General features: G+C 60.5%; 14 protein-coding genes. 5 read left to right on the top strand and 9 right to left on the bottom strand.

Translation table 11 applies throughout. The annotated features are described in order from the left end of the window. Positions 1-7: 7 nt before the first annotated feature. The 7 genes from NCT04_RS26560 to NCT04_RS26530 all read right to left on the bottom strand — a co-directional run bounded on the left by NCT04_RS26560 (position 8) and on the right by NCT04_RS26530 (position 7,592). Complete coding sequence (locus NCT04_RS26560) at positions 8-985, bottom strand: M14 family metallopeptidase (RefSeq protein ID WP_250468429.1); 978 nt, start codon at positions 983-985, stop codon at positions 8-10. Beyond that, positions 982-2,448: an NAD-dependent succinate-semialdehyde dehydrogenase gene (locus tag NCT04_RS26555; RefSeq protein WP_250468428.1), complete on the bottom strand. Its 1,467-nt coding sequence runs from the start codon at positions 2,446-2,448 to the stop codon at positions 982-984. The genes NCT04_RS26560 and NCT04_RS26555 overlap by 4 nt, the downstream gene beginning before the upstream one ends. Before the next feature lie 10 nt (positions 2,449-2,458). Beyond that, positions 2,459-3,538, bottom strand: a complete 1,080-nt coding sequence (locus NCT04_RS26550; RefSeq protein ID WP_244830134.1) for a tartrate dehydrogenase — start codon at positions 3,536-3,538, stop codon at positions 2,459-2,461. Between the two features lie 133 nt (positions 3,539-3,671). Continuing rightward, positions 3,672-4,169, bottom strand: coding sequence for an Lrp/AsnC family transcriptional regulator (locus tag NCT04_RS26545; RefSeq protein WP_244830135.1), 498 nt, complete (start codon positions 4,167-4,169; stop codon positions 3,672-3,674). 45 nt (positions 4,170-4,214) lie between these two features. Then, on the bottom strand, positions 4,215-5,645 hold the full coding sequence (locus NCT04_RS26540; protein WP_250468427.1) for an aspartate aminotransferase family protein: 1,431 nt from the start codon (positions 5,643-5,645) through the stop codon (positions 4,215-4,217). Positions 5,646-5,784: 139 nt separating this feature from the next. Beyond that, positions 5,785-6,711: a 2-hydroxyacid dehydrogenase gene (locus tag NCT04_RS26535; protein WP_250468426.1), complete on the bottom strand. Its 927-nt coding sequence runs from the start codon at positions 6,709-6,711 to the stop codon at positions 5,785-5,787. Positions 6,712-6,716: 5 nt separating this feature from the next. Next, positions 6,717-7,592 carry a GNAT family N-acetyltransferase gene (locus NCT04_RS26530; RefSeq protein ID WP_250468425.1) on the bottom strand — a complete coding sequence of 292 codons (876 nt, stop codon included), beginning with the start codon at positions 7,590-7,592 and terminating at the stop codon, positions 6,717-6,719. A 200-nt stretch (positions 7,593-7,792) separates the two neighbouring features. Between NCT04_RS26530 and NCT04_RS26525 the strand changes: the two genes are divergently transcribed. Then, positions 7,793-9,607, top strand: coding sequence for a DNA-binding protein (locus NCT04_RS26525; RefSeq protein WP_250468424.1), 1,815 nt, complete (start codon positions 7,793-7,795; stop codon positions 9,605-9,607). A gap of 169 nt (positions 9,608-9,776) precedes the next feature. Then, positions 9,777-10,799 carry a polysaccharide deacetylase family protein gene (locus NCT04_RS26520; protein WP_250468423.1) on the top strand — a complete coding sequence of 341 codons (1,023 nt, stop codon included), beginning with the start codon at positions 9,777-9,779 and terminating at the stop codon, positions 10,797-10,799. On the opposite strand, the gene NCT04_RS26515 is transcribed toward NCT04_RS26520, so the two are convergent. Next, on the bottom strand, positions 10,800-11,924 hold the full coding sequence (locus NCT04_RS26515) for an MraY family glycosyltransferase (RefSeq protein ID WP_250468422.1): 1,125 nt from the start codon (positions 11,922-11,924) through the stop codon (positions 10,800-10,802). It abuts the gene before it with no gap. Positions 11,925-12,583: 659 nt separating this feature from the next. Between NCT04_RS26515 and NCT04_RS26510 the strand changes: the two genes are divergently transcribed. After that, positions 12,584-13,639, top strand: coding sequence for a glycoside hydrolase family protein (locus tag NCT04_RS26510; protein WP_250468421.1), 1,056 nt, complete (start codon positions 12,584-12,586; stop codon positions 13,637-13,639). A gap of 104 nt (positions 13,640-13,743) precedes the next feature. Further along, positions 13,744-14,826 carry an EpsG family protein gene (locus NCT04_RS26505; RefSeq protein ID WP_250468420.1) on the top strand — a complete coding sequence of 361 codons (1,083 nt, stop codon included), beginning with the start codon at positions 13,744-13,746 and terminating at the stop codon, positions 14,824-14,826. A gap of 42 nt (positions 14,827-14,868) precedes the next feature. On the opposite strand, the gene NCT04_RS26500 is transcribed toward NCT04_RS26505, so the two are convergent. After that, positions 14,869-15,831, bottom strand: a complete 963-nt coding sequence (locus NCT04_RS26500; protein ID WP_250468419.1) for a GNAT family N-acetyltransferase — start codon at positions 15,829-15,831, stop codon at positions 14,869-14,871. Between the two features lie 525 nt (positions 15,832-16,356). On the opposite strand from NCT04_RS26500, the gene NCT04_RS26495 reads away from it, so the two are divergent. Further along, complete coding sequence (locus NCT04_RS26495) at positions 16,357-17,502, top strand: GNAT family N-acetyltransferase (RefSeq protein ID WP_250468418.1); 1,146 nt, start codon at positions 16,357-16,359, stop codon at positions 17,500-17,502. Positions 17,503-17,536: the final 34 nt, after the last annotated feature.

Genomic DNA, 17,536 nt, shown 5'->3' with positions numbered 1-17,536 from the left:
TCGAATGTTATTGCGATGCAGCGATACGCTGTTCTATCTTCCCAAGCCTCACCACCGTCACGCCCGCGCGCAATTGGCGCAGCGAAGGCATGACGAGCATGCAATCGGCATAGGGCGTGCGGACCGCTTCGCCTTCGGACCAGCCGATCACGCTACCGGCTTCCGGAAAGACTTCGAGTCCGGTGTAGGCATCGGCGAAACGGAAGTCGAGGCTCTTTGCCACGACAGGTTCCGTCACGCGCACGATCAGCATCTCCGGCGGTGACGGCTTGATCCATCCAATGGGGAGATCGGCCTCATCGAGCACGTCGGCAAGGCGGAGAAAGCGCGCCGTGACGTCGCGCGCCACGTCCACCGCGCTTGCTTCCCAGTGCTGTCCGCATTCGATCAGAAGCGCGTTCTTCTCGCTGGCCGGATCGCCAAAGCCTTCGTAATCGCGCATGCGGCGGCCTTCGGGATGGCCTTCGTCGCAGATCACGGTCGCGGGCGTGCCGAGTTGCGCCGACAGCGCAATGCCTTTATCGAGCGGTCCCGCGACGATCAGCGGCGCGCTCTTCTCGTGCATCGAATGCAGGTCGAGCAGCAGATCCACCGTGTCGATGACCGGACGCATCGCGCGGGCGCGGCGCAGTTCGCTCGAATCGCGCGAGGTGTCGTCGAGCGTCTGCGCGGTCCACACGCGGTTGAAGTCCTGATCGACGAAGCGCGAGGCATCCGGCTTCGCGGCATCGAAGCGTCGATAGGCATCGACATTCGCAAACGCGAGCGTGAGCTTGCCGCGCCGCGGACGCACTTTCGCGCGCAGGAGTTCATCGACTGCAATCGCGCCGCACACTTCGTTGCCGTGCGTGAGCGCGTTGATCATCACGTGAGGACCGGCCACGCCCGAATCGAAGGTATGCACATAAGGGATGCCGGTGTTGCCGGCCTCATGCGCGCCGATGTCCGGAAACGTGACCTGAATGGGATAAGCCGTCGCGTTCATTCGAGACCGCCCTGACAGAGATATTTGATCGACAGATAGTCGTCGAGGCCGTACTTCGAGCCTTCGCGGCCGTAGCCCGATTCCTTCACGCCGCCGAAAGGCGCGGCTTCGCTCGCGAGCGCGCCTTCGTTGATGCCGACGATGCCCGCTTCGAGCGCACGTGCCACGCGGTCGATGCGCTTCACGTCCTGGCTGTAGAAGTACGATGCGAGGCCGAAGGGCGTGTCGTTGGCGGCGCGAATGCCTTCGGCCTCGTCGTCGAAACGAAAGAGCGGCACGACAGGACCGAAGGTTTCCTCGCAGCTCAGTTGCATGTCGGGCGTGGCATCGGCGAGCACGGTCGGCGCGTAGTAGTTCGCCCCGAGTTCCGTGAGCCGCTTGCCGCCCGCGAGCACGCGTGCGCCGCGCGCGACGGCGTCCTCGACATGGCGGGCGATCTTGTCGACCGCGCGCGAGTTGATCATCGGGCCGATCTGCGCTTTCGGGTCGGTCGCGGGCGCAACCTTCAATGCAGCGACGCGGTTACTGAGCAAGTCCGCGAAGCGCTCGTACACGCCGGACTGCACGAACACGCGATTCGGGCACACGCAGGTCTGTCCGCCGTTACGGAATTTCGAGGCCATCAGGCCGGTCACCGCCGCGTCGAGATCGGCGTCATCGAACACGATGAAAGGCGCATTGCCGCCGAGTTCGAGCGAGAGCTTTTTCAGCGTATCCGCCGACTCGCGCGCGAGATACTTGCCGACAGGAGTCGAACCCGTGAAGGTGATTTTGCGTACGCGGCTGTCCTGAAGCCAGTCGGCGACCGCGGGCACCGCGCTCTCCCGCGACGAACTGATGAGATTCAACGCGCCCGCCGGCACGCCCGCCTCGTGCGCGAGCATGACGAGCGCAAGCGCGGTCAGCGGCGTGTCTTCGGCTGGCTTGCCGACGACCGTGCAGCCCGCCGCGAGCGCGGGCGCGATCTTGCGCGCGATCATCGCGAGCGGAAAGTTCCACGGCGTGATGGCCGCGACGATTCCCACCGGCTCCTTCACCGCGCTCATGCGCTTGCCGCGCTGCTGTTGCGGAATGATGTCGCCGTAAATGCGCGTGGCTTCGTCGGCGAACCACGCCACATAAGACGCGCCGTACAGCACTTCGCCGCGACCTTCGGCAAGCGGCTTGCCTTGTTCGAGCGAGATGAGCTCGCCGAGCGCGTCGGCATTCTCGACGATCAGCGTGTGCCAGCGGTGCAGCACCGCCGCGCGATCCTTCGGCAGCGTGTCGCGCCAAGCGGGAAACGCGCGCGCGGCGGCATCGGTGGCGGCGCGGGCATCGGCGGCGCCGCTGTCGGCTACTTCGACGATGACTTCGCCCGTCGCCGGGTTCGTCACGGCAAAGCGCTTGCCGTCGGCGGCCGCCACCCATTTGCCATCGATGAAATTATCGGCGCGGATCAGATCGCTCAATGTATGGCTCATGGCGGCTCCTTTAAAGCAGACGTTGCGCGACGGCTTGCCCGACTTGCGTCGTGTTCGCCTTCCCGCCCAGGTCGCCGGTGTGCGGGCCTTCCTTGAGCGTTGCCTCGATGGCGGCGAGGATCGCGTCGTGGGCCTCGCGCTCCTTGCCCGTGCCGTTGCCGAGGAAGTCGAGCATCATCGCGGCCGACCAGATCATGGCGATCGGGTTCGCAACGCCCTTGCCCGCGATATCGGGCGCCGAACCATGCACCGGCTCGAACAGCGACGGGAAGTTGCGCTCTGGATTCATGTTGGCCGAAGGCGCGATGCCGATGGTTCCGGTGCACGCCGGCCCGAGGTCCGAAAGAATGTCGCCGAAGAGATTGGTGGCAACGACCACATCGAAGCGATCCGGGCTCAAGACGAAGCGCGCGCACAGAATGTCGATATGCTGCTTGTCCCACTTGACGTCCGGATACTGCTCCGCGATCTCCGCGGCACGCGCATCCCACCACGGCATGCTGATCGAGATACCGTTGCTCTTGGTCGCCACGGTGATGGTCTTTTCGCGGCGTTGCGCGAGATCGAACGCGAACTTCAGCACGCGCTCCGCGCCCTTGCGCGTGAAGATGGAGGTCTGCGAGACGAACTCGCGTTCCGTGCCCTCGAACATCGCGCCGCCGACCGACGAATACTCGCCTTCGGTGTTTTCACGCACGATCATGAAGTCGATGTCGCCCGCCTTGCGATTCGCGAGCGGCGAGGGCACGCCTTCGAAAAGACGCGCGGGACGCAGGTTGATGTACTGGTCGAACTCGCGGCGAAACTTGAGCAGCGAACCCCACAGCGAAATATGATCGGGCACGGTCTGCGGCCAGCCCACCGCGCCGAACAGAATGGCGTCCGTGTCCTGCAATTGCGCCTTCCAGTCGTCGGGCATCATCTGGCCGTGCGCCGCGTAGTAATCACAGCTCGCCCATTCGATATGTTTGTATTCGAGCGCAATGTCAAAGCGCTTGCTCACGGCATCGAGCACGCGAATGGCTTCGGGCATCACTTCCTTGCCGATGCCATCGCCGGGAATAACCGCAATACGATATTTGCTGGACATGAGGATCTCCGCTTTCGTTTAGTCAGGAACCACGCGCGCGAGGGTCGTGCGCCGACCCGCCCGCGGCGCGAGCGTTCGAAGCTTCAATACAGGAAACAAGGATAACAACGCGCGTGAATGCGCGTTGCGGTGGTCAGTGCTGGCTTGGCGAGAAGAGCGTTTCGAGCGGGTAATGCGTTTTCGCGAACGCCGTCTTGATGATGACGTAGCTGAAGTACTTCTCGATGCCGATATCCCGCTCCAGCAGCCCTTCGACGATGTTTTGATAATGGCTCACGCTGCGCGTGACGAACTTCAGCAGATAGTCGTAGCCGCCGCTCGCCAGATGACATTCGACGATCTCGTCCACGTCTTTCACCGCATTCACGAACTTGATGAAGTCTTCGCGCCGGTGATCCGCCAGCGTGACTTCGGTGAAGACCACCTGAATGTCGCCGAGCTTCTCCAATTGAATCTGCGCGCCGTAGCCCACGATATAGCCCGCCTTTTCCAGACGCTTCACGCGAATCAGGCAAGGGCTTGGCGATAAGCCGACTGCATCGGCGAGTTCGACATTGGTGATGCGTCCGCGCTTTTGCAATTGCGAGAGGATGCGCAGGTCGATTCGGTCCAGCTTGCAGTCGGTGCTCATCGTGGGAGGCGGGGCGGGACATGTCGGAGAAGTCGGTCGATGGTATCACGCAGCCACGCGACGATTAAATCCCGTTGCACCGCCTGCCGCGCCGCCCAGCGCCGCGCGCACTTCCGCTTGTGCGAGGACGTCGTCGAGTGTCTTCGTGAGACGCTCGAACATCATGTCGAAATTGGCTTCCGTGTAGCACAACGCCGGTGCAAAGCCGAGGATGTTGTCGCCGAACGCGCGGAACACGAGGCCGTTGCCGTAGGCGGCAGCGGCGATGCGGTCCGGCAGTTTGAGCGAGGCGTCGAAGCCGCGCTTGGTCTCTTTGTCGGCTACGAGTTCGAGCGCGCCGAGCAGACCGCGATGCCGCGAATGTCCGACGAGCGGATGCGCAAGCAGCGAATCGAGCCCTTCGGCAAAGCGCGGCGCCCGCGCCTGGCCGTTTGCGAGCAGTCCGCCTTCGTGATAAAGCCGCATGACTTCGAGACCGATCGCCGCGCTCACCGGATGCGCCGAATAAGTGTGACCGTGACCCACGGCCACGCCATTGTTCGTACCCGACGCGATGCCTTGATAGACGGCATCGGACATGAGGACGGCGCCCATCGGCGCGTAACCTGCCGTCAGGCCCTTGGCGACCGTCATCAAGTCCGGTTCCACGCCTTCGCCTTCGCACGCGAAGAGCGGGCCGGTGCGCCCGAAGCCGGTGATGACTTCATCGGCGACGAAGAGGATGTCCAGTTGGCGGCATGCTTCGCGCATGGCCTTGAGCCAGCCGACAGGCGGCACGATCACGCCGCCCGAACCTTGAATGGGCTCGCAGAAGAAGGCGGCGACGTTCTCCGCGCCGAGCGCTTCCACCTTGGCCCGCAGCGCCGCCACCGACGCGGTGATGAGCGCGTTGTCGTCCGCGTAGTCGTTGCGATACGCATACGGCGAGGGAATGTGATGCTGCGTCGCGAGCGGCAGATCGAAGTTGCGATGGAACGCGGGCAGCGCGGTCAGCCCCGCACCAACCGACGACGATCCGTGATAGCCGCGTTCCAGCGCGATGAAGTGCTTCTTCGCCGGACGGCCGGTCGCGTTGTAGTAGTGCGTGATGAAGCGCAGCGCGGAATCGACCGCATCCGAGCCGCCGAGCGTGAAGTACACATGCGTAAGCGATGCCGGCGCGAGATCGACCAGCTTTTCGGCCAGTTCGATAGCCGGTTCGGAGCCGAAGTGGAAGTAGCCGGTGGCGTAAGGCAGACGCGCCATCTGTTTCGAGGCCGCCTCGACGATGCTCGCATGACCATAGCCCGTGTTCACGCACCAGAGGCCGGAGAACGCGTCGAGCAGTTCCTTGCCTTCGATATCGCGCAAGAAGACGCCGTCCGCCGAATCGAGCACGGTGACGCCGCGCGCTTCATGGGCGCGGTAGCTTGCGACTGGGTGAATCAGATGTTTGCGGTCGGATTCGACCAGGGCTTGCTTGGATTGATTCGACATGAGCGGGCTCTTCTCGGAAGTAAGCTGGACCGTTCCATACTATCGGGGGAGCGCCGTCGGGCGCATCGCCAAATAAATCGCGGAAAAGCAAATATGCGGCGTTTTGCGGGGCGTGCGCAGCATTTTGTGCTGAGGCGCCTCAGTAGCCCCGGCTGCGGTCTATCTGACCGATCATCGGCTGCCCTTCGCGATGCCGGCGCAAATTGTCGAGCACCACGTCCACCGCTGTTTCCGGCCGCGTCGCGCTCGCGATATGCGGCGTCAGACGCACGCGCGGATGCATCCAGAACGGATGCGTGTCGGGCAAAGGCTCGGGATCGGTGACATCGAGAATGGCGGCGTGCAGATGGCCGCTATCGAGCGCATCGAGCAAATCGTCCTGATTCACTTGCGGACCGCGCCCGACGTTGATGAACGACGCGCCTGGCGGCAGCGCGGCGAACACGCGCTTATTCAGCAGGCCGCGCGTGGAGTCGGTGAGCGGCAAGAGGCACACGAGCACATCGGTGCGGGCGAGGAAGGCATCGAGCGACTCGACACCCGCATGACATTCGATGCCTTCCAGTTCATGCGCCGAGCGGCTCCAGCCCGCGCACGCAAAGCCGAAACGGTGCAACTGTTTCAGCACGGCCGTGCCGAGCATGCCGAGGCCCAGCACGCCGACACGCCGCGTGGATGCCGCGCGCACCGGCATTTCACGCCATACGCGTTCGCGTTGCTGCGCCGCGTAGTCGAAGAGATCGCGATGCACGGTGAGCACCGCCTGCGTCACGTATTCGACCATGCCCTCGACGATGCCCGGCTCGACCATCCGCACCACGGCGATGCCGGACGGCACGGCGGACAGATCGAACTGGTCGATGCCCGCGCCCACCGAGAAGATCACTTCGAGATTCGGCAGCGCGCGCGTGAGGTCGGCGGGCGGTTGCCATGCGGCCAGATAGCGGATGGACGCGGCATCGCCGATATCCGGCCACAGGCGAAACGGTGTCTCGGGCGCCTTGCTGGCGAAAAGCTGCGCCCACTGTCTGCCGCGCTCGGGGTCGGCCTTATAGAGAAGAGCCATCGTATTCAACCCACTGCCTGATTGACGATGCCGAACTGGCCCACAGACGCGTCCGGCCGCGGCGCACCATTGCGCGCCATCTTGACGACCGCATCGACCTGCCTGAGTCCCAGTTCTTCGAGCCACGGCGTGAGGCCGCTATCGCCCGGCGTATCCATGCGGGTAAAGGCGCCTTCGTTGGCGGCAAGCCAATGCGCAACCAGCGCCTGCGCGCGCTGCAACCGTTCCTGACCTTCGCCCGTGGCGATGACCGGACCGATGGCGTGGCCGCGCCCGAATGGCCGCATCAGCGCGAAGCCGACGATCTCGCCGGCGGATTCCAGCGCGACGCCTTGCGCCACGCCGAGCAGTTGCTGCAGAATCGCGCCGCGATCCACACCGGCCGCGCGCGATGCCAGTTCGGCGAGACGCGGCGTATCGGCAAATTCGAGCGGACGCAGGCTTTCACCGGCCTGCAGCAAAATGGCGGGTGCGCGAAAATCGGCCGATTGATGTTGATGCAAGGTGCCGATTGGCTCGAAACCGAGTTTGGCGTAGAGCGGCTGTCCGGCGGGCGTCGCGTGCAGGAGGGTGACGCGGGAGCCGAGCGCATCGAGCAGCAGTTCCATCAGCTTTCGCCCGATGCCGTGCCCTTGCCGGTCGGGCGCGACGATGACCATGCCGAGCGAGCCGGCATCCTCGCCGAACTTCCAGTAGAGGGCGGTGCCGACCACGCGCTCGCCTTCCTGCGCGATGAAGCCGGCGCCAGCGTCGAGAACGAAGCGCCAGTCGTCGGCGCGGTGCGGCCATTTCACTTCGACCGACAGCGCATGCGCGGCGTCGATGTCGCGGGCTTCGAAGGGTCGGTACAGAATGGTTGAGCGTATTTCGGCAACGGACACGGCGCACTCCAGGGACGGGGACGCATGCTACTTTGACAGCCGCGAACGACCCGGGCTAGGACGATCCTGCTGCGCCGCGAGCGCGGCTTCGCGCGATGGCAGGCACCGCGCCGTGCACGGAAAATGACGGATCTCGCGGCGAACGTAGTAACGTTACGCCAGTCGATGTTTTATCAGGCAAATACAGTGTTGAGGGGCACATGTCAGAGTCAAGCACCATTACGGATCAACAGGTCGCATCGATCGCGCAACGGTTGAGCGGAGAAGGCCGCGAGTTGTCGCCATTGACCGTCTGGAACGAAATCCGCAGCGGCTCCATCATCGAGGTGGCAAACGCGTTGCAGCGCTGGAAAGCGGCACAGGAGCCGCAAGCCGCGCCCGCACCCGTCGACGACGAAGCGAGCTTGCCGCAAGGCGTCGCCGAGACGCTTCTGAACGCGGCGCATCAGCTTTGGGCGGGCGCGCATCAACAGGCCGGGCAACGCTTCCAACCGCAATTACGCACGTTGGATCAGCGGCTTACGGCCACGCTCGCGGAACGCGACGAAGCGCTCGCCGGTTTCCAGCAGGCCGACGAGGAAGCCGGCCGCGAGCGCCAGCAGCGCAACAATCTGGCGCAGGCGTTACAGGCTTCGGAACAGACGGTCGAACATCTGCGCAGTGCGCTTGCCGATGTGAGCGCCCGCGCCGAGACCGCCGAACGGCGCGTCGAGGAACTGACGCAGCGGGAATCGATGGAGCAGGGCAGGCTTGCAGCGGCGATCGCCTCCTTCGAGGAAGCGCAGCGTTCGCAGGAAGCGTTGGCCGCGTCGATCTCGGATAAGGATGACGAGCTCGCCCGAATTGCACGGGAGCGGGACGAAGCGCGCCATGCGCATGAGGCGCTCACGGCATCCGTCGCGGCGAAGGACGACGAGATTGCGCGAATCGTCCGCGAACGGGACGACGCGTTGAACGCGGCGACAGTCGGCAAGCACGAGGAGATCGCGCGCATCGTCCAGGAGCACAACGATGCCTTGCACGCGGCCGTCTCGCAAAAGGACGAGGAGATCGCGCGCTTCGTGAGCGAGCGCGACGACGTGCGGCAGGCGCATGAAGCGCTGAGCGCGCATGTCGCGAGCAAGGACGACGAGATTGCCAGCCTCGTTCGACAACGCGACGAGGCGCGTCAAAGAGCCGAGGCGCTGCAGCATGAAAGCCAGGCGAAATCCGATGAAGCGCAACGCTACGCGCATGAAGCGGGCGTTACCGCCGAACGCGTGGCGGCGGTCGAGCAGCAAGCGAACGAGCGTTTTGCGCGTATCGCGGAACTCGAAGTCGAACTCGACGCGGCACGCGGCGCGCTAAACGAGTTGCAACAGGCTCACGCGGCCAAGCACGATGAAGCCACGGCGCAGTCCGGCGAGCTTCAGCGTGTCGCACGAGAACTCGAAGCGGCGCGTTCGCAGATCAGCGCGTTGAACGAGCAAAAGGACGCGGCAAGCGCCGACGCCGCCCAGCGCGCGCAAGATGCCGCCGCTGCCCGCGAGCGCGCGGAGAATGCCGAACAGCAGGCGGCATTGCTGCAGGAGCGTTTGGCCGAACAGGAACAACGCGAAGCCGATGCAAGAAGCACTCACGCCTCGCAGCGCATGGAACTCGAGGCACGCGGCGTCGCGGTGGAAGGCGAGATCGCCGCTTTGCAACGGCAGATCACGACACAAGCCAAGGATCATACGAAGGCCTACGACAAGCTGCGCACGCAGGCCGAAGAATGGGTCAGTTATGCCAAGGACCTGAAACAGCGGCTCGACGGCGCGAACGAGAAACTGCTCTTCATCGATGCACGCAGCACCGGCGAAGTCGCGCTCATGCGCCGGCTTGCGCTGGAACTCGAACGGCTCAAGCCGGACCATGAACTCGTGTTGCGTGAAGCGCAGCAAAGGGTGATCGGCGACAAGATGGTCCAGCAGCTTGCGCAGAAGGGCTATCGTTATGACCCGGCTACTTCGGCGATTTCGAAGATCGAAGAGTAGGCGTTAATCAAGCGGGACTAGAGTGAGAACGTCAAGCGGGCCATCGTCGATGGCCCGCTTCGTCTAAGTGCGGTAGCCCACCATCGTCGGCGGGGAAATCAGCGAACATGCGCATGCATCAAGCATCGTTCGCCTGATTCATTTCTCTTCCACGACGAAAAGCCGCTTCATGACATTCGACCATGGGGTGTTCACGGTCTCGCTTGACTTCGAATTGCTCTGGGGCGTGCGCGAGACGCGCACCATCGAGAGCTATGGCGCGAACCTGCGCGGCGTGCGCGAGGCCATTCCGCGCATGCTCGATGTCTTTGCCGCAAACGGCATTCACGCGACATGGGCCACGGTAGGCTTTCTTTTTCATCGCAATGCGGATGAACTTCGCGCGGCTTTACCGCCGCCTTCCCTGCGGCCGAATTACGTGCGCGCAGGCATTTCCCCTTATGAATATATCGATGCAGGCCAGGCGCTCGATCCGCTTTATCACTTCGCGCCCGAACTCGTCGAACGCATTGCGGAGCAACCTGGTCAGGCTATCGGCACGCACACCTATTCGCATTACTACTGTCTAGAACAAGGTCAGGGCTTGCGCGAATTCGAAGCGGATATCGAATGCGCCACGGAGGTTGCCAGGCGCGCAGGCTTGCGGTTGAAGAGCATCGTATTTCCGCGCAACCAGTGCAATGAAGACTACCTTGCGGCGCTCGCGCGGCATGGCATCGTGTGTTATCGCGGAACACAAGGCGGTCACGCTTATGCGGCCTCCGACAAGGCAGGGCAAGGCTATCTGCGCCGCGCAACGCGTTTGCTCGATGCTTATATGAACGTGTCCGGACACAATACCCATGCGCTCGAATCATGCTTCGAAAGCGCGCCTTTCAATTTTCCGGCAAGCAGTTTTCTGAGGCCTTATTCAAGCAAATGGGCAATGCTCGATGGCTTGCGCCTTGGACGAATAAAAAATGCCATGACCGATGCGGCGCTCAACAAGCGCCTTTATCACCTCTGGTGGCATCCGCATAACTTTGGCCGCAATACCGCGCAGAACATCGCGTTTCTTGAGCGCATTGCCGAGCACTATGTTCTGCTGCGCGAACGCCACGGCTTCGCTTCGCTCAACATGGAGGAGCTTAGCGAGCTGGCGGCCACGCGATTGGTCGATCAAACAAGCTTGCCTGCCGCCGAGCCTGCGTAATCAACGGCGGGTTTCGGAGGCGGTCGGAGCAATCGCCGAATGCGCGGTGAGAAAACGCGGCGTCCTGAAACGCACGATGCTTGCATAGAACCATACGTAGACCGCGATGAACATCGCGCCGGTGACGAAAAGCGCAAGCGGCCGGTCCCAGAACACCGTTGCGGGCGCGACGCCCACCGCGCACAACACCCACAGATAAGGCGATGTGCGGCCATTGCGGCGCGCGCGCTGACGCACATCGCTATAGTCCGATCCTTTGAGTGCAATGCGCTTGTAGATGAGCGTGTGAAGGTGCACGCCATCTGGTTCGCTCACAGGTCGGCCGCGCACGAACTTGCGGCGATAGATCGAGAACACGGTTTCGAAGAGCGGATAGATGGCGACGACCGCCGCATACCACGCCGACACGGAAGGATGCCGCGCGATCAGCAGCACGAGCAATTCGGCCATGACGAAGCCGATAAAGTATGCACCGCCATCGCCTAGGAAAATGTGGGCGCCTGGATAATTCCATACGACGAAGCCAAGGATGGTGCCGATCATGGTCAACGCGACGCTCATGATCAGCCAGTCACCGACTTGATGCGCGACGAACCCTATCGAAGCGAAGATCAGGATGGACGAGACCGATGCGAGGCCATTCATGCCGTCGATGAGATTGATTGCGTTCGTGAGTCCCGACACGGTCAGCACGGTGAGGCCGACCGCAAGCGGCATGAGTTGAAGCCCGTGATCGACCACCGGCAGATCCACGCGAACCAATACCGCATGCAACGCATAGACGCCACCGATCGACCCTGCCATGGCCGCGAGCAGACGCGCACGCGGGCTTACATGCTTGGTCAGGTCTTCGAGACAGCCGGCCAGGAACGGTAAAGCGGCGCACGCCAATAACAGCATCGACTCGCCGCGTGGATTCGCACCGAATAGGCCGCCCATCATGAACGTAATTGCCGTTCCGCCGACGATGGCCGCACCGCCCACGCGTGGCACGGGGACCGCATGATTCTTCTGCACTCCATTGAGGTCGGTGTCGAGTAAATGCGATCCCGCATGACTCGCATAACGCACGATCCAAAGAGTCAGACAAAACGAAGTCAGGCAACCGAGAGCGAGGTTTAGCATTGTCTTATGCTCGTCTTAAACGCGGACGGTCGTTAATTTCAGTGAGGACGAACTATCGTTCGGCGAGACCGAAGCATGCAGATAGTCCAGGAAGTAAGCGGCGCAACATCGACGAAACTGAAAAACGAAAAGCAACGGAATGAGATGACAAGGCGGTACATCGCGCTTACGGCTAACGGCTATTTCATCAAGCTATTTGCTTTTTGCCGTATTTACTGATTAATTAGGGAAACCCCCATGATTAAATGCCTTTCGGAGTCCAAATATCATCTCGCGGAGTGCAGCGAAGTGACCATCTTTTTTTGAAGATGAAATGTGGGCTAGACCGCGTATCGATTCAAATTTGCTAGCGCTTCTAAGACGACTTTTGTGCTCTAAGCATTGTTGAACATTATCGAGTCAAGCCTGTGGCAAAGCGTTAGCGAAATGCTGACACTGATCGTTGATACGAGCGAAGCAGCTTGGCTTGCAATTGGACTAGCAACGAATGAAATAGCGGTGGGCGTGACCCGCGTGCAAGGTCGTCGAAGATCTCTCGTCCGATGAAAACCTTTGGATCGGAGCGCTTCATTGGCCACCGCTAAAACGTGCGTCAGGCGTGACAATAGACCTAAAGGTCTTCAGAGTCGAAGATGTGAGTCGCGATGCGGGTCCATCCCGTGAATGCTTTATTCAACGCGTTGAACCATTACGATATGCTCGATAGAAGAACTGCATTAAAGGTTTTTGCATCGTGCGCATTGGTGCAAACCCTTGCGCCGCATCGCGCGCATGCGCAAACAAATGATTCGACTGAGCTTATACGGGCAAGCATGTTCGGTGTGATAGGCGACGGTAAAAGCAATGACCGCGCGCGTCTTCAGGCCGCGATAGACAGTACCGTCGGCAAGACCTTGTTGATAGAAGGTCGGTGTCGAATGGATACGCGAGGTCTGGATCTGCACAGCAGTACGCATCTGCGTTTTGCGGATGGCGCATCGATCAAGCTGTTGCCTCACGACACGCCTTCTTATCAGATGATCCGTATCTGGGATGCGGATAACGTGCTGCTGGAAAATGCGACGCTGGATGGCAGCAAGGAGCTCAACGCAGCGCCGCCCGAAACACACGACGGTGGCTACGGTATGGGCATTTCCATCGCGGGGAGCACGAATGTCACGATAAACTCGGCCACGACGATCGGCTGTTGGGGCGATGGCCTTTATATCGCCAATAGTTATGAACGGGTGACGCGACGATCCCGCAATATTGTCGTCCGCGATCATCATGCGCGTGCGTGCCGGCGTCAGGGTGTGTCGCTCATCAGTGGAATGAACGTGCTGATCGAACGTGGTGTGTGGGAAGACATCGGTGGAACAGCGCCTTCGGCAGGCATCGATATCGAACCGAACTCCAATCGAGACGTGCTCGAAGACATTCGCATCGTAGATCCGCTTACGCGCCGATGCAGTATCGGCATTCTCGTTTATCTCGCGGAATTGCCCGGCCCCAAGCCTAAGACCGTAAGCATAGAAATAAGCGGACAGCGCGATGAATCTTCTTCCGACAATGCCTTTAGCGTATCCGGTCTCGACACTAAAGGATGGACGGTGAAAGGTAGCGTGACGAATGTCTCGCCGGTATGGGTGAATTCGCGGCTAGCCTCAGTCGAAAGCGTCGACTACGATAAGCGCGGGCCGGCTATCGTCGTGTCCGGGTTACGCCTCATCCGTTAAGCCACATGCTGTGCGACAACGTACAGACGGGTCGCATGTACTCACGACACCCTCAGCGGGTTGTCGCCATATCATTAGAATCGCGCTAGCAAGGGAATTCCTAGATGAGAGCAAGAGCAATGGAAGCGCGAAGCGTTTCTCCTTCCCGTCCTCGTGCGCGTGCTCATTCCTATCTGGCGACGCCGAATGGCTTGCTGTTCATCATTCTCGCGCTCGTCGTCCTGTATGTGATGGCGACGGGCGTACGCAATGTGCCGACGTTGCTCGACCAGGACAATTACCTCGAATACTTCCGCAAGACCACGTGGGACTGGTTCCTCAATACTTACGAGGAACGCAAATCCACGGTTAGTTTCGTCATCAGCACGATCACCGAGGAATTCGGTTGGCGCGCTTGGGTCGTCGGTTTGAACGCATTGGGCTTTACACCCGATGCCGGTGTGCGACTTACGGTGGTGCTGCTCAACGCGCTGATCTTCATTGCGCTTCTGGAAGTACGCCGGCCATTGCTGGGTCTCGTGCTCTGGTGTGTCGTGCCGATGGCGCTCGCCACTGTCGGACTATTTCAGATTCGCCAGGGGATGGCGTTCTCTATCGCCATGCTCGTGTCCTTGCGCTATCAAAGACCCGTAACGGGATGGCTACTCGCAAGTTTTATTCACACCACGTTCGCGGTGCCCGCGCTCCTGCTTATCGCAATGCGTCCATGGGGCAATCGCAGATGGCTCGCGTTGGGAAGCGCTTCGGCGGTGGCGGTCGTGCTGGTTTCGTCGGCGGGCTTTCTCTTCAAGAACTTTGGCGGCCGTCGTATCGACGAATATGCGGGCTACCAGAACGATTTCACCATCAAACTGGTGATTCTCCTCGTGGTTTATATGACGGCGGCACTTGTCATGTTTTATACGGAATGGAAAACGAAGCAGGCGGGCAAGGCTCAGGCATGGCGCGACATCTGTTTCATGGACGTCGCGCTCGTGCTTTATCTGGTGCTTGCCTTCCTGCTGTTTCCCTTCGGCAAAGGGCGCGTATGGTATTGCGTGCCCTTGCTGCTGCCGTTTCTCGTCGGGCAGACGCGCTTCAAGAATCGCTTCGTATGCTGGTGGACCGTGGGAATATTGCTGGTGCTGACTGCGGAAATCATCAAGAGCTATTACGAGGGCGTGTACGCGTATTTCCTCGGCTTATGACCGCGCATGGCAAGCAATGGCGCGGTCATTCGCCTGCATGATTCACGTTTTATCGAGCGTTGCCTTGCGCAAGCGTCGCGCGCCAGTGCGGATTGCCATCTTCTCGCCTCTTAGTACGGTGCGCAAGGCGCCGTAATCCGCGCGCATGCGTTCAATTTCATAGCGCGTTACAAGGCGTCCCCCGAAGCCCGATAGAAAGTCGAGAATGGTAGCGGTGGAAATGCCGTCGAAATCGAAAATGAGTTTGCGTTCTCGCGCCACGCGCGCGCCTTCCCAAATCAGAAGACTTATTGCGCCGCCGTGTGCATCCGCCGCGCGCGATGACAGCAGGTAGTACACGGCACGCGTATCCCACACGAGTGCGGTCTCGGCGACGAGTTGGCCGTTCTCGTCGAATGCACCAAGCATCACACCTGCATTGCGCTCGATGACTTCGCCGAGCACGCGGCGCATGATCTGCGAGCCGTACACGTTATTGCGTTTGCGCACGGCGAGGTTGGCGTCGTAGAAATCCGTGAAGGCGTCGGGGCTGTTTATTTCGCGCACGGTAAGCCGTTCGGTGGCGCGACGCAGCCAATTGCGTGTATTGCGCCGCAGCGCCGACCATGCCTCGGCTTCGCTTCGATCAGCCGGCAACTCGAGCGTATAGCCTATGGAGACATCGAAGCCATGCAGCGAAAATGCAATAGCTTCGGCTTGCGACATACGCGTGTCCATCAATTGATGAAAATGCGCACACGCCGGAATCTTCGAGACGAGCTGATTCGTGATGTCCATTCGATAACACCATTCGCGCTCGCCACTACCTAAACGTTGCGGTTTGATGACAGGGCCAAGCGTGCGCGTCAAAGGCGGCAGCACGGATATGCGCCAGATGCCTTTACGCTCGAACATATAAGGCATTTCCCCAATGACGACATCGCCCTGCTTTACTTCAGCAATGCCCCATTTACCGTCGGTCGCCGCTTCAAGCCACCAGGGCTCATGAAAGATGGAGCGCTCCACGATGCCTTCTGCTTTAGTGGTGCTCGAATCGTTCTTGACGTTTTCCCTGATTTTCTTTTTAACCGGTTTTGAGCTTGGCTCGATAGGTGAAGAGCTTACTGAATAGCATTCGTTATCCATTGTCCCTCACAACTCGGTTCATGAAAGCCGTTCGCTTTGTGTGTATGTCGCTTTGATCATCCCGTTCGCCGCCAAAGATGGACGATTGCACCGGGCCGCCTCGCAGATGAAGCGCCGTGTTGCAGGCCGCTTGTCGCGGACCGGTGACAGCATGAGGATGTGCGTTCTATCGAGACGAAGTCGCGCCGTCTCCTGCGCGACCCTGTATAGGGGCTTACTGGAGCGTAAAGACCAATCGCATGCACCACTGTACGCCATCGCACGTTGGGCAGTTTGCTATTCGATGCAAGATCTTGACTCGAAGGAGAGCCAAGCTTGTGCTTAAGTGCGCGCTATGAGGGCACGCTTGTGCGGTTGCAGATCCATGATCAAGCGGACCTCGAATAACGATGCCGGAGCTGCCCGATGAATACGGCCAAATATGTGATCGATCTGATTAAAAGTCCTGACGAATTCGAAGCGCTGCATAAAGAATGGGATGAACTGTGGACGCTCGCCGACGGGTGGCATCATGAATCGTTTGCGGTCTGCTCATTGGTTTGGCGTCATGTCGCCAAACCTGCGGGACGGTCACTTTGCATCATTACTGCGCGGCGCGAGGAACGTATCGTCGCCATTTGGCCGCTCGTGCGTTCGCGCAATCGTCTCTGGAACGTGCTTCGGCCACTTAGCTCTGAATCGGCAGACTATACGACCGTGCTGACCGATCCAGCGTATGCATCGCCGGATCTGTCGCAATCGATCTGGCAGGCGGCGCGTGACCTAGGGAAGGGCGATATTGTTTTGCTTCCGTATGTCGATTGCAAAAGCGAGTTGTATCGGCTCGCTGCGGAGCATCCGGGGATCATGCTCGCCAAGGAACATCCCTATGCCGTGGCTAAACTTTCGGAAGTGAATTGTTGGGATGAATTCGTCATTGGCTTGGGCAAGCTTTCGGGCAAGCGACCCGGCCAGTTGCGTGAACGACTCGACCGCGAAGGCAAGTTCGAGGTGCGTATTCTCGGCCCGCACGACCGTGAAGAGAACGCGCGCATGGTCGACTGGATGCTGGCGAGAAAGCGCGAGTGGGGCGAACGCGTCGACAAGAAGGGCAGTTGGCTGTGGGAGGAAACCTTCCGCAATTATCTAATCGAGCTGCTGAATCATTGTCATCCCCTCGCATGTGCAAAGCTCATGGTCCTGAAACTCGATGGCGAGATTCTCGCCGTGAACATGATCGGTCTCGGCGCAAAGAGCATGATCGGTCTGATTGCGAGTTTCGATAAGCGCTTTGGGAAATTCGCACCCGGCGCGGTTTCAACCGAGGCATGGGTTCGGTGGGCAATCGAGCAGCGTCTGGATTTCGACCTCGGCATCGGCGCAGAAACGTTCAAGCCGTACTGGAGCCGGGGCAATACCGCAATGGTTTGCAGTCTGCAACTTGCGCAAACGAACTGGGGACGCGTGGCATTCGCCATTTCTGGCGCACAACGAATGCTTAAGAAAGCGAGCGTTAATGTCTGGCGTTCGAACGTTCGGCCAGAAAAATCCTTGGGCAAAGAACAGGCGTAGAAAGGCCTAGAAGCGAATCTGTTCACAATTCAGC

The organism is Caballeronia sp. GAFFF2, assembly GCF_023631485.1.
Lineage (GTDB): Bacteria > Pseudomonadota > Gammaproteobacteria > Burkholderiales > Burkholderiaceae > Caballeronia.
The sequence above is the reverse complement of the archived record's forward strand: the minus strand, read 5'-3'. Positions and strand labels throughout refer to the sequence as shown.